The organism is Bradyrhizobium sp. C-145, assembly GCF_023375135.1.
GTDB classification, from domain to species: domain Bacteria; phylum Pseudomonadota; class Alphaproteobacteria; order Rhizobiales; family Xanthobacteraceae; genus Bradyrhizobium; species Bradyrhizobium zhanjiangense.
The window spans coordinates 7,166,149-7,178,187 of the sequence record NZ_CP088150.1 but is presented as its reverse complement, the minus strand read 5'-3'; the positions used below and the strand labels follow the sequence as shown (position 1 = coordinate 7,178,187).

Here is a 12,039-nt window from a genome sequence, read left to right as displayed (position 1 = left end):
TCGCAACAAGCCCGATAGAGCCGGAAGGGTAGGTGGGAGATTGAGATGGATGATCGAACCGTGCGACTGGCGTTGGAGCGCCATTGGGATGCTTCGGACACGAGCGACTTCAAGACCGAACACGAGATCTATCACGAAGATGCTGTGCTTGATTATCCGCAATCCGGCGAGCAGATACGGGGCCGGCACAACATTCAAGAGAGCAGGTTCCTCCAGCCAAACAAGAAGCGTTTTACGGTCCGGCGAATTATCGGGAGCGGTAATCTCTGGGTCACTGAATTCGTGCTTACCTACGACGATATGCCATCATACGCGGTGAGTATCATGGAATTCCGCGAAGGGCTGGTCGCCAACGAAACGCAATATTTCGCCGATCGGTTTGACCCTGCACCCTCGCGTGCGCATCTTGTAGAGCGAGTGAGCTAGCAACGCCCTGCCTTCGCGACTGCTCATAGCCCATCGCGACATACTGCGCTGCCGCACGAACTTGGTCGCTATAGGACCAAAGCGGGCGTGGTCACCCGTCACATGACGACGCCGTTTATAGGTACACGGCCTTCTGTAATGGGCCCGATGATGTCAAGCCTCCCGAGTAGACGTCACGCCGCCGAGCTCATGCTTCTGTCCGTGGTCAACGCCTGGCCGCCACCTCATGCTGTCAGAGGGAGCGGTGAGCCTATCTAGATACGCGTGGTTCGTCAGATGACGACCACTGGCCGTGTAACGGCTTCACCGGATCCACCGTCCCGGCGACGGGACTTCGGGCACTGGGCTTCAGTTCAGCCCGGTTGCGTTCTTGATCTCCTCCACGTCTTCTATGCTGCGATCGGCCCCGCTTCGGTCCATCGGTAAGTTGTGCCGTCGACCCAGATCCGATGCAGGATCACTGCCAGCTTACGTGCTAGAGCGACTTTTGCGCGCTTCGAACCTCGCCGCTTGGCGACGTCCATCCCCCAGCGCTTGAGTTTTGAGAACCGCGTGATGCGCGATAACAGAACGTTGGCAGCCTCATACAACACCGTGCGCACTATCTCGTCTCCGGCCAGCGTGATTCCGCCCGTGACGTCCTTTTCTCCTGATTGGTATTTCTTTGGTGTGAGCCCGAACAGCGCGCCTGCTGCCTTCGATTTTACGATGCGATGAGGGTCATCAATCGCCGATTTGTAGGTAACAGCCACCAGGGGACCAACGCCCGGCACTGTCATGAGCCGGCGACAAACCGCATCGTGACGCACAATTGCCAGCACAGCCTTGTGTAGCCTTCCGTACTCTGCCTTCAAGGCCGATCGTGCCGAAAGCATCGCTGTAGCAATGCGTTCCAATGTCGCCTGACCCGCAACTAACTCTCGGATCCGCGCTTCGAAATTCTTGCGCGTCACCGGGCCAACCTTCAGCCCAAAGCCACGCAAAATCCCGCGGATACTCAACTCCACGTCGATCAGCCGCCCGAGAAGCTGTTTGCGCGCGATCAGGAGGGCCCGGATCTCCTGCGCATCGACCGACTTTGCGTGCACCGGCCGGAACCAGCCCATCCGGATCAACTGGGCGATCCCGCGCGCATCCTTGCGATCAGTCTTCACCGTCATCGCAGACAATGCGGCCTTCACATGTCGCGTTTCGAGCAGAACCGTCTCGAACCCTGCTCTTTTCAGCCCCGAGTGCAGCCATTGCGACAGCGGCCCAGCCTCCAGCCCGATCCGCTTCACTGCAAAGCCAAGCGTCTCGAAAAATTCAACCAAGGCGTCGGGTTCGCTCGCGACCTTCGCTTCCTTCAGGATTTTACCTTGGGCATCCACAACGCATACGCTCGACAGTTCCAATGACACGTCGATTCCGGCATAGTTCTCCACGGCTGTCCTCCGTCTCCAGATGCTTGGGGCCGACTCAAGTCGTGACCCCGTTTCATCATCTATCGGGGGACAGCCACCATCATCACCCCTTGCTCCGAGCAGGGCCCATTACGGCATCTAGCCTAGTTCGGTTGTGCACCTCCTCTTGTTTCTCTGATCTCAACCAGCCTGCGGATTCCCACTCCGCGATCGTGGTGTTACAGCCGCGGTGTTGACGTCTCGTCCCGGTATCACCGGACAGCGCGCGAGATGAGGGCGGCGAATCCTATAGGCATGGCGAGCCGGATCGATACGCGAAGCTTTGGCAGATAACAGGAGCGTTGATCCGATACCGAAGAGAACCGCCGATCCCATAGGCACCGGTGGCCAAGTGAGGAGTGGAAACACCCGTAAGCCAGAAGATGACCCCGACTTACCGAATGGAGGTGATGCGAAGAGGCCGACGGTTCCAGGTAATTCAATTGCAAAGTTGCGTACGTAGCGTACCATCTGAGCTATTCCGCTTTCTGGTTACATCTTGTCCGACCTCTGCGGCGCGATTCACGAATACGCAGCTCGCCACGAAGTCTCCGATCTCACGCTTTGAAAGTGGCCGCCAATTGCAAGAAATTCATAAGCAACACGTGCCCTTGTTGAGTAAGTACTGACTCGGGGTGGAATTGCACGCCATAGGTTGGGTGATGCCTATGTGCCAAAGCCATGATCTCACCTTCAATTGAACGGGCTGTCACCACGAGATGCTGCGCGTCTGACTCCTCGAGTTCGACCGCCAGAGAATGATAGCGTCCAACAGGAAGTGGAGACGGGAGTTCCTTGAACAACCCTCGGCCGTCATGAGTAATGTGTGAGGCGCGGCCGTGCATGGGACAACGCGCGCGCGCCACGCGACCGCCGAAAACGCTCCCAATACACTGGTGCCCAAGACAGATGCCAAGAATTGGAACGCGACCCGACAGTTCGCGGACAACGGTAGTGGATATGCCGGCCTCCATTGGCGTGCACGGCCCGGGAGAGATCACGATTGCACGCGCCTGGAGCGCGACGAGATCGGTGAAGCTGATCGCGTCATTCCGGACGACTTGCGTCTCTTCTCCGAGCTCGCGGAAATAGCGCGCAATATTGAACACGAAGGAATCGTAATTGTCGACGATGAAGATCAAAACACACCAGATGGATCGGCACCAAAGGCGTCGAAGAGTCGCTGTGCCTTGGCAAGCGTCTCCTCGTACTCGGCTTCAGGATCCGACATCGCCGTTATTCCACCCCCTGCATGAAACACAGCTAGGTCGTCGTCGATCATCACGGTGCGGATCGCAATGTTCGTGTCCATCTGTCCATTGAATCCAATGAAACCGATCGCCCCGCAATAGACCTCTCGTGCCACTCCCTCGATGTCCGCAATGATCTCCATTGCTCGCACCTTCGGAACGCCGGTAACGGAGCCGCCCGGAAAGCAGGCGCGAAGCAGGCCGACGGCGTCTTTGTCCGCAGCAAGTGCGCCCCTGACGATCGAGACGAGATGGTGCACTGACGCATAGGATTCCAAGTTGCACAGTGCGGTAACCTCGACCGAATTGTCGGTACAAACGCGTGACAGATCGTTGCGCAGCAGGTCGACGATCATAATGTTCTCGGCGCGATCCTTCTCGGACGCAAGAAGGAGTTCGGCACGGCGCCCATCTTCCGCGGAATCGGCGGAACGCGCGATCGTGCCCTTGATCGGGCGCGTTTCGACCTGCCGTCCGTCAAGTTTCAGAAATCGCTCAGGAGAGCTCGATGCGATCGTCAGCTTATCGTAGCGCAAGAGCGCTGCGAACGGTGCCGGGTTCAATGACCGGAGCTGGCAATAAAAAGTGAGCGGATCGAACAGGGGCGAAACCCTGGCACTGAAGCGTTGCGCGATGTTCGCTTGGAATATATCTCCAGCCAGGATCAAACCGACGACGCGCTGGACCGCTGCGATGAAGCGTTCACGGCTATAGTTCGAATGCCAAGCGCCCGCCGTGCTGGGGATTATGATCCGCGGCGACTTTGGCCTGGCAAGCAGTGCTGCAAACTCGTCGGCGCGACGAAGCGCGCGATCGGCTCTTCGGGTGGGGTCCTGCTCGGGCCATCCGGTCGAGACGATCCAGCACCTTTGGTCCTTGTGATCGAAGCTGACCACCACATCGTAAAAATGCAGGATTGATTGAGGCAACCGGAGGCCGAGAACTGACGGCCGCGGCAGCCGCTCCAGTGTTCGGTTCAGATTGTAACCAAGGAAGCCGGCTGCGCCGCCCTGGAATGGGGGGAGATCGGGGCGATGCGCTCCTTTGTATCTCGCAAGAAGGCCGCGGAGGACCTCCCATGGATCGCCTGAAAGTGCCTCTCCATTCCAACTTGCCTGTTCATCGGCGACCCAAATAGGTGCTGAACGGCTCGCAGGCCAGATATGAGTAGCGCCCAAGCAGCTCATGGCCTGCCGCGCTATCGAGAAAGGTAAGCTGCGGCCGCTGCGCAAAGCATCGCAGCGCCTTGACAGGCTCAATCCACTGCAACTCGCGGACGTGCATAGCTATCTGTTACCGACGTCCGGCAGGTTGTGAGGCCTGCGCCGCGTGATGCCCTTCCGAAGGAGCGTTGTTTCCGATGTTCGCGGGGTACGCAGCGCGCGCCGGGTGCCGAACGCCTGAGCGGACAAGACCTTGTGGCTGATCATCCAGCTACCCACGGCCAGCTGGTCCGTTGCGCCGAGCGACTTGCGTTAGCCCTGCCGTTCCAGCGAAACGCACGTCTGTTGACAGCTCATAGTCAGCGGCAAAGCGCAACTCCCGGAGTGGCCGTACGCATCGGATCGCTTCTCGATACAAATTGTGCGTTTTGTACGCAGTGAGATCCGTCTCGCTATCAAACTCCCCGTACACCACGACGTCGATGTCATTGCCGAGCTGATCGCTCTTGCGGTTGCGCGCAATCTCGAGCCGGCGTGCATATGGGATTGAGGTGAGAACCGATAGACCTTCGACGATTTGGTCGATACCGGCCTTATCCCTGGCTGTGAAGAAGACGATGTGACGGATCATGGGGGCCGCAAACGTGACGCCGCAACTTGGCCGCGTTCATATATCGGGATCGAGCTCAAGGCAATGCTTGAACAGGCACCGGCAGCAGGGCGGTCTTTGACGCTGTACAATGCCTCGACTGTGCAGCAGAACTTCCCAAGATATTTGAGCAGGATCTGACAATTATCGTGCCTCATGCTCTGAATGTTGCTTACGCAGGTGAGGCGTGATCGACGTGCCGCGCTCTGAGCCCTTTAAAGGCGCTGCTGCCACCTCAAATATCGAACGTTTCCGGGACTCGTCCCGTTCGAAAACGGACACTCGCTGCATATCGCGCCACCAGCGAGGGGCCGACGCGTTGTTTGGCAGGATCATCGTGATCGATTATGCGAGTCGGCGGAGCCCGCTCGTGCCTCGGCGGAAACTCCGGCGCGCAAAGTGGAAAATGCAAAAATCACCGCCGTTTTTCTAGGCAGGACGACTCCGCGCTAATTCAATGACCACAGATCAGGTGAAGTCAGTCATCAATCGTAGGGCTATTGTTCGAAGCGTACCGTTCTGCATCTATTAGGGTACATTCTGGGACACGTGAATGCCTCCGTCCGATCCGGACGGTATTTGTGCGCCAATGACAATCTTAACCTGCCACAACGCAGGAAAAGCAACCCTCGGAGGGCGCAATGGCGCGCGCGGCAACCATCTATGGTTCAACGTAACAGTCGGCATCCGGAAGCCTTTTAAGACGGGTGCGGCGGGCACGGATCGCGACGGGTATCTTGCATGAATTGTGCTGTTCGTAGCCTTGACGGGGTGATACCCGCAGTAGGGTTGCTGGGCAGCCGTTGCTCGAACCCGGGAGGTGAGGGCGCCGTGCGTTCAAGTCTGCCGAAGAGTAAGGCGGTCCTGTCGACCGGCGCCCGCTTTGCGAGCTGTCGCTGCATATAATGGAGAATGAGGTGCGTACAACGCTGGACAAGAGGTCAAGCTCGACGAGCCAGCAGCGGATCGTGGTCACAGGTACAGGCGCCGGCGTCGGAAAGACGGTGTTCTGCGCAGGACTCGTCAATCTCCTCGGTGCGAAGTTTTGGAAACCGATTCAAGCCGGCCTCGAAGGAGAAACGGACACCGAGTGCGTCGCTCGGCTTGCAAATCTTTCGCCAGATCGCATCGTGCCTGAGGGGTGCCGACTGCAAACAGCCGTTTGGCCGCACTATTCCGCGGAGCTTGACGAGGTTCGCATCAAAATGGAATCGCTGGACCTGCCGGACACCGGCGGACAGCCGCTCGTGATCGAGGGGACCGGGGGACTAATGGAGCCGCTGAATTGCGGCTCGCTTTACATTGACGTCTTGGAGACATGGCGACTTCCTGTCGTGCTCTGCGCGCGCACAACTTTGGGCACGATTAATTGTTCACTGCTGTCCATAGAGGCGCTCCGAAGGCGCCAGATTGACATTCTTGGAATCGCTTTCGTTGGCGAAAAGAATTCGGATGCTGTGAGGGCGATTTGCGAGATTGGACGGGTGCGGTGGTTAGGGCGACTGCCCTGGATTGCGCCTCTGTCGGCAGACACGCTGCAAGCTGCGTTCAAGACCTCCTTCTTGCGCGATGATTTCAAGTCATGACGCTAAAGATGAAATCCACCGAGGCGGACTTCATCTTGCGCATCACGTTGATACAGTCACCGTGAACGACGGAGTTGTGAAGGAGGGCGCTCATTGGAGCACCTCCAGACCGAGGGCGCTGGCGTCCCAGTCAACTGCTCTTGGGCTGGTGGACACTTGGCCGAGGCCGGTCAGGTCGTTGATGGCGATTGCCTTGGCAATGGCGGCTTCCTTGCTGACGGCGAGGACGATCATGTCGTGAGACTCCCAGTGCGTTGAGACGGACGCGGTAGTGCCGCGTAGCGGCGGGGCTCATCGCCCCGCCTCCTCGTCGTCCTCGGCGACCTTCGGATCGCGGAGAACTACGCGCCCGTTCACGGGCAGGCAGCTTAGCTGGATGTTGAAGCCCTTGCCGTCCCGGTGCGTCCAAGCTGCGCCGATCTTGGTCCAGAAGGTCTTGTCACCTTCTCCTTCGACCACATAGACTGCGTGCGGCGCCGGTTTCTTTTCGTTGCGTTTCATCTTTCGTACTCCCGTTTGGTTTTACCGGCTTCGCCAATCGCGGCCGGACGGGAATTCCTTGAGGAGCGAAGGATGAGCGGCAGGGCAAGGAGGCTCCGACCGAGGGACCCTCCGGGATACGGTTGGATGCCTTGCGCTGACGCGCTTCGGTCCCGAATTCCCCGTCCTACTGGCCGCTCATTGGATGCTGCCTCCACAGCCTTGAAACCAGATCCCGATCCTTCGGCCAGGCCCCAACGTTGTGACCGGGAAATGGATGCGCGACAGATTGACCATCCTCATGGGGACTGCTCGCTCACGAGATCGATCGTGGTCGATGGCCCAGGTCGAATCTGTTCAATCCTGTATCTGTGTCCGGCTTCCGCTCCGCGATCGAAGAGACTGCGCGACAGCGGGTTGATAAGGTGAGATTCAACCTGATTGCGGATGCCGCGGCCGCCGTTTGAAAGATCAGGAAGGCACAGGCCGCGAAGGATCTCGCGGGCAGCTCCGGTCAAAGTCACGCCATAGCCGAGCGAGCTGACGTCCTTGAGCAGGTTGTCGACCATCTGATCGAATATCTCGTTTGCAACCTCGGGCCGGACGAAATCGAAGACGATGACGTTCTCTCCGATCCGGTTCAATATCTCGGGCCGGTTGAGGACCTGTTTGAAGTGCTTTTCGATCTCGCTTCGGACCTTTCTCCGCACGCCGTCGAAGGTCTCTTCGAGCGTGACGTTGGCAATTCTCTCACCAGATGGCCCCGGTACGTAGATGCCTAAATTTGAGGTGAAGACAATGAAGGCTTCGGAGAAATAGACACGATCGCCTCGTCCCGAGGTGAGGACGCCGTCGTCGAGGACCTGCAGGAATTTGTCGAGAATCCTCGGATGGGCCTTTTCGATCTCGTCGAACAGGACGACGCTGAACGGCTTTTCACGGATCGCGTTCGTGAGCTCGCCGCCGACATCATATCCGATATAGCCGGGCGGTGCGCCGATCAGCCGCTGGTCCGAGTGCTCGGCACTGAACTCCGACATGTCGAAGCGGATATACGCGGATTCATCGCCGAAAAGCAGGCTGGTAATGGTCTTGGCGAGTTCCGTCTTGCCGACACCGGTCGGCCCGGCAAGAAAGACGACACCTCTTGGCCGGCCGCCGCGCGGCGATTGTCCGATCCCCGTCACCGCGCGCTTGACGATATCGAGCATATGCGTGACTGCGTGAGACTGTCCCTTGACGCGGCGTCTGACGAATTCTTCACCCGAAGTGATCTTGTCGCGACTGATCTTGCGCCAGGGATCCTCAGTCACGCCCACTTTGAAGCGCCGCACGGCATCCCCGATCCGATCGAACTGCACGCCTTCGCTGCGGGCGAGCTGCGCGACCGCGCTGACGTCGAGCAACAGAAGGCCTTCAGTCTCGTCCACGAATCCTTGAGTACACTTTTCTAGGGCAGATTGGTCCGCGTTCTGCGCGCCGGGTAGACTTCGGACAAGGGAGCGGATCATGCTCCTTCTCGCAAGATGATCCGGTCGCCCGATGGGCACGTGTCTGATCTTCGGGTTTCCGATCAGGAACCAATCAGGCAGATCACCCTCCTTGTCGACGATCCAGACGACCGTATTGAAGAAGGGCAGCCGCTTATCGCCCGCCGGACGCGCGCGCGCCGCATGAGACAGGATCAGCGCCCGGGAGAAAAGCTGGTGCTCGGCAGGTGATAAGGCATCGTTTCGCGCGATCAGCCTTGAGGCAAAGTCGACGATAAGGGCGGAGGGCTGGCCTTCAGCCATGACGTGCCGTTCGAGCGTCGTCGACAATAGATCGATCCCGCCCGCCGCTGTGCCAGCAGTCGGCACTAGACCCAGTTGAGTGAGGTAGCTTCCGTCGGCAGTCTCGACGTCCCGAAATCCGTTCAGAAGATCGAACCATGCGATCCGCCCATAACCAGCTGCCCTTAAAACGTCCGGCAGGACCCTCGATAGCGGCGCTGCGGTCAACTCGCCCGGACCGACCTCGTGGATCTGAAGGTCCCGCGTATTGCCGGAGAGTACGAATTGGCTGCGCAGAGGCAAAAAGCGCAGCAAATTGCGGAGCCATCTGGCTCTTTCCACCGAACTGTCGTGCACCGAGAAGCCCCCTTGTACGCGTAGCGCGCGACTATAAGCTATCCTACTCGCCGATTTCGAGAGTATTTCCCAAGAATCCATAGGGAAATGGGATAAGGCGACGCAGGACGAGAACGGCGGCCTCGATCGATATCGGAAGAAGACATCCAGAGCATCGGGGACATCATTAATGTTAGCGATCTGCTCGGCCAAACGGTTCAGATCGTGTGCGACGGCAACCGCTATCTCTGGGAGATCGTCTTTCGGCCAGGCGGCGAGTTTTTGAAGGCAATTCGCACCCGTTAAAAGAGAAGCCCACCTTCGGCGCCGTGAGCGATCGGAAGGCAGCGCGAACTCGGGCGTTTAGGATCTTTTGGGCTTCTTCACGCATTTAAGGACACGGTCGTGAAGCGACGCATCCGATGAACAACACAGCTTGCCCAAAAGCCTGGAACTACGGCGCTGGCGAGGGAGACACACGGACGTGACGAGCGCGCCGCGCGTTCAGAAGCAGGTCGCCTTCGTGTAAGCTCCGCCCAACCGTCGCCCGCCAAGGTTTCGCTGACGAGCTAGGCTTCGCGGCTTTGCGGGATCAAGCTTTGCATTGAAATCCTTGTCAGTACGACCAAACCGAAGCGCAGGTATTCTAGGAAGTCGCTTTTGCCGGAGCTCGCCCGCCGATGATGGCATTGAAGCCGTCGTTGAAGCCGATTGTCACGGCTGTTCGAACATAAGCGGCACACTCCAGTGGGGTGACAAAGGCCATGAGGTCATGGCTTTGCGGCGCACGGTTATCCGGGCGCACTGGCACTCCATCCTCCTATGATCGCCGACGAGATGTGCCGGCAAGCCGACGTGTTCGCCGATCTTACGGAGCTCCAAGCTAGGATTAGTCGCAATCCGTCGGAACGCCCCCCGCGCCTCGTGAGCGCGAGTCACGCTATCGCCCGCAGCAGGTCCCACAGCGTGAGACCATCGCAGGACTTAAAGGGAAACGATAGCGTGCTCGAGGACTGAGCTGCGAAGCGAAAACCCCTGGTGTGTGATCCAGACGGTAGTATGACTGGGTCGCCGGCGCACGTGCTCATTCCTGCGAGCTGTGCTCTGGAGACGAGGGCAACGCCCGGCATTTGCGCCGGGCTGATCGCTAATATAGTTCGGTTCTCAGCAACGGACGAATTAGACAGGCGTCAGTCGCGTCCAGTCGGTTCGGATTCTGCCATTGCATGCTTGCCCACGACCTTCGCATGTCGGATTCCGGAAGAGGTCATGTTGCGCTCTTGAGTTTGCCGTCCGACCGTGCCCCAATGCATCGTATCGTGGAGTTCTCCGTATGCGGTTCAATTGAACATGTCCGTTAGATGCCTGGCGCCGGCCATCCTGGTCGCGGGGCTACTCGCGGGGACGCATGTTTTCGCGCAGGAGGACAAGAAGACGGACGAAGACAAGCCCGCCGATCCGGACACCGGCGAAAGCACGGTCGAGGAGAAGATGCTCGGTCTTCTGCCGAATCCCTTCCAGAAATACGGGATCAAGTTCGCCGCGACCTACATCGGCGAGACGCTCGGAAATGTCTCCGGCGGACTGAAGCAAGGAGCGATCTACGAAGGCCGGCTGAACCTCGCGGTCGATGTCGACTTGCAGAAGCTCGCCGGCATCGACAAGCTGACCTTCCACGCCAACATGTTCCAGATTCACGGCGAGGGACTGTCGCGCAACTATCTCGATAACCTCTTCGTCGTCAGCGGCATCGAAGCGTTGCCCTCGACGCGCCTATACGAAGCCTATTTCGAAAAGCAGTGGGGTGACAAAAAGGTCTCTCTGAAGTTCGGGCAGCTCGCCGCCGACAGCGAGTTCTTCAACACGAAATACACCGACGTCTTCACCAACGCCTCGATGGGGTGGCCGGCGATCACATCGCTCGACCTGCCCAGCGGCGGCCCGTCGCCGCCGTTGGCGGCAATGGGTACCCGGGTGCTGCTCAACATCACGGATCAGCTATCCGTCCTCGGAGGCATCTTCGACGGCAATCAGGCAGGTCCAGGCCCGGGCGACCCGCAACAACGTAACCGATATGGCGTCAACTTCCGAATCAACGATCCACCTCTCGTGCTCGGCCAGATCCAGTACGCCTGGAACAACAAGAAGGGCGATCCCAATCTGGCGGGCCAGATCAAGTTCGGCGGATGGCGTCACTTCGGGCCATTCTCCGATCTTCAACTCGCCAACAACGGCGTTTCGCTTGCGGCACCGATCAGCAGCAGCACTCCGCTCATGTTGGCGGGCGACGTCGGCGGATGGGCGGTCTTCGAGCAGCAGATCTATCGCGTGCCCAAGAGCGATGACCGGGGAATTGGCGTATTCGCTCGCGTCTCCGGCGCTCCCGCCGACCGCAACCTGATCGATCTCTACGCCGACGCCGGGCTCGAATTCATCGGCCTCAGCGAAAAACGGCCGGACGACAAGTTCGGCGTCGCGGCGGGCTATGCGCACGTCTCGAAACGCGCCCAGGCGCTCGACGCCGACTATCGCGCACTCGTCGGTCCGGCGTGGCCGGTACGCAGCTTCGAAGCACTGTTAACGGCCGTGTATCAGTACCAGCTAAGGGACGGCTGGACGGTCCAGCCCAACTTCCAATATGTCATCCACCCCGGCGGCGGCGCGACGGATCCGGCGGGACCGATGCGGGGCAAAGCGCTCAAGAACGCGGTAGTCTTCGGTCTGCGTACGACGATGAAATTCTAGGTGGAGGCCCCCGACTGAGGAGGCTCCTCCTACGCGGAAGAACTATCCGCGCATGAAGGATTTCGGAGGTGCGCCGCGGACGGCTACGGTTGTTGTATGCCGCGGCCGGGGAATTGATCTTGTGAGTCCCGGAGATGAAAGCGCGCTGGCAGACTGCAGCCGGCAACGTTCCAGACCCACTTGGCGATAG

The 12,039-nt window shown here is 59.1% G+C and carries 10 protein-coding genes and 1 pseudogene; 3 read left to right on the top strand and 8 right to left on the bottom strand.

Annotation, left to right across the window (positions count from 1 at the left end; all coding sequences use genetic code 11):
- Positions 1–45: 45 nt before the first annotated feature.
- The gene (locus LRP30_RS33710) at positions 46–426 is read left to right on the top strand and encodes a nuclear transport factor 2 family protein (RefSeq protein ID WP_249757610.1); all 381 of its coding nucleotides are present in this window, start codon (positions 46–48) and stop codon (positions 424–426) included.
- Between the two features lie 389 nt (positions 427–815).
- Here LRP30_RS33710 and LRP30_RS33705 read toward each other — a convergent pair whose 3' ends face one another.
- From LRP30_RS33705 to LRP30_RS33690, 4 genes and pseudogenes are all read right to left on the bottom strand, one after another.
- The gene (locus LRP30_RS33705; RefSeq protein ID WP_249757609.1) at positions 816–1,850 is read right to left on the bottom strand and encodes an IS110 family transposase; all 1,035 of its coding nucleotides are present in this window, start codon (positions 1,848–1,850) and stop codon (positions 816–818) included.
- A gap of 575 nt (positions 1,851–2,425) precedes the next feature.
- Positions 2,426–3,010, bottom strand: a complete 585-nt coding sequence (locus tag LRP30_RS33700) for an aminodeoxychorismate/anthranilate synthase component II (protein ID WP_249757608.1) — start codon at positions 3,008–3,010, stop codon at positions 2,426–2,428.
- Positions 3,007–4,402: pseudogene (gene pabB, locus LRP30_RS33695) on the bottom strand (aminodeoxychorismate synthase component I). The gene LRP30_RS33700 and the pseudogene pabB overlap by 4 nt, the downstream one beginning before the upstream one ends.
- 150 nt (positions 4,403–4,552) lie before the next feature.
- Positions 4,553–4,912, bottom strand: a complete 360-nt coding sequence (locus LRP30_RS33690; protein ID WP_249757607.1) for a Dabb family protein — start codon at positions 4,910–4,912, stop codon at positions 4,553–4,555.
- 935 nt (positions 4,913–5,847) lie between these two features.
- Between LRP30_RS33690 and LRP30_RS33685 the strand changes: the two genes are divergently transcribed.
- Positions 5,848–6,516 (top strand): dethiobiotin synthase, encoded by a 669-nt coding sequence (locus LRP30_RS33685; protein ID WP_249757606.1) that lies wholly within the window; start codon positions 5,848–5,850, stop codon positions 6,514–6,516.
- A gap of 90 nt (positions 6,517–6,606) precedes the next feature.
- Here the strand turns inward: LRP30_RS33685 and LRP30_RS33680 are convergent, their stop codons facing one another.
- From LRP30_RS33680 to LRP30_RS33665, 4 genes are all read right to left on the bottom strand, one after another.
- A complete protein-coding gene (locus tag LRP30_RS33680) occupies positions 6,607–6,750 on the bottom strand; it encodes a hypothetical protein (RefSeq protein WP_249757605.1) in 144 nt (47 codons plus the stop codon).
- A 57-nt stretch (positions 6,751–6,807) separates the two neighbouring features.
- Entirely contained in the window at positions 6,808–7,017 is a 210-nt protein-coding gene (locus tag LRP30_RS33675; protein ID WP_249757604.1) for a hypothetical protein, read from the bottom strand.
- A gap of 278 nt (positions 7,018–7,295) precedes the next feature.
- Positions 7,296–9,125, bottom strand: coding sequence for an AAA family ATPase (locus LRP30_RS33670; protein ID WP_249757603.1), 1,830 nt, complete (start codon positions 9,123–9,125; stop codon positions 7,296–7,298).
- Positions 9,126–9,750: 625 nt separating this feature from the next.
- Positions 9,751–9,915 carry a hypothetical protein gene (locus LRP30_RS33665; RefSeq protein ID WP_249757602.1) on the bottom strand — a complete coding sequence of 55 codons (165 nt, stop codon included), beginning with the start codon at positions 9,913–9,915 and terminating at the stop codon, positions 9,751–9,753.
- 539 nt (positions 9,916–10,454) lie between these two features.
- On the opposite strand from LRP30_RS33665, the gene LRP30_RS33655 reads away from it, so the two are divergent.
- Positions 10,455–11,849, top strand: a complete 1,395-nt coding sequence (locus LRP30_RS33655; RefSeq protein WP_249757601.1) for a carbohydrate porin — start codon at positions 10,455–10,457, stop codon at positions 11,847–11,849.
- The last annotated feature ends 190 nt before the right edge of the window (positions 11,850–12,039 follow it).

What these genes read in the sequence shown, in the direction of transcription:
- LRP30_RS33710 (WP_249757610.1), top strand. Translation starts at nt 46, where the DNA reads ATGGATGATCGAACCGTGCGACTGGCGTTGGAGCGCCATTGGGATGCT.
- LRP30_RS33690 (WP_249757607.1), bottom strand. Translation starts at nt 4,912, where the DNA reads ATGATCCGTCACATCGTCTTCTTCACAGCCAGGGATAAGGCCGGTATC.
- LRP30_RS33680 (WP_249757605.1), bottom strand. Translation starts at nt 6,750, where the DNA reads ATGATCGTCCTCGCCGTCAGCAAGGAAGCCGCCATTGCCAAGGCAATC.
- LRP30_RS33675 (WP_249757604.1), bottom strand. Translation starts at nt 7,017, where the DNA reads ATGAAACGCAACGAAAAGAAACCGGCGCCGCACGCAGTCTATGTGGTC.
- LRP30_RS33655 (WP_249757601.1), top strand. Translation starts at nt 10,455, where the DNA reads ATGTCCGTTAGATGCCTGGCGCCGGCCATCCTGGTCGCGGGGCTACTC.